This is a genomic window from Mesorhizobium sp. M0293, assembly GCF_040321735.1.
Lineage (GTDB): Bacteria > Pseudomonadota > Alphaproteobacteria > Rhizobiales > Rhizobiaceae > Mesorhizobium.
In genome coordinates, this window is record NZ_JAMYSA010000334.1 from 1 (window position 1) to 508 (window position 508).

1 protein-coding gene is annotated in these 508 nt (G+C 55.5%); it reads left to right on the top strand.

Going from position 1 to position 508, the window contains the following annotated elements; all coding sequences use genetic code 11:
• Positions 1-508 (top strand): AMP-binding protein (locus NKJ06_RS35750; RefSeq protein WP_352518211.1); only part of this gene is annotated, 508 nt, incomplete at both ends.

The following is a 508-nucleotide window of genomic DNA, read 5'->3' on the forward strand; positions in this document are numbered from 1 at the left end:
ACCGTGCGGTCAACCGGCTCGTCATCAACAATGGCTATGCGCAGTTCAGCTCGAGTGATCGTGTGGCGTGGGTGGGTAATCCCGCCTTCGACGCCAGCACATTTGAAGTGTGGGCGCCGCTGCTCAACGGTGGCTGCATTATTGCATTGGATGCCACGACCGTCATAAATCCTTCAAATTTTGCCAAGTCACTTGAACAGCAACGGGTGACAACCCTTTTTCTAACAACAGCGTTATTCAACCAATATACGTCATCGATCGCTCCGACGTTAGCACAACTTAAGTACCTCCTCTGTGGAGGCGAGGTCAGTGACGTTCCCTCATTTTTGAGATTGCTGAGAGAAGAAGGTCCTGTACGCCTCATTCACTGCTACGGTCCGACCGAGACAACGACCTTCGCGACAGTCTGCGAGATCGCCCAATCTGTCGGGGGGCTGGCCTCCATCCCGATCGGGCGCCCGATTGCGAACACGCGGGTGTACCTGCTGGACGGTCATGGTGGGCCCGT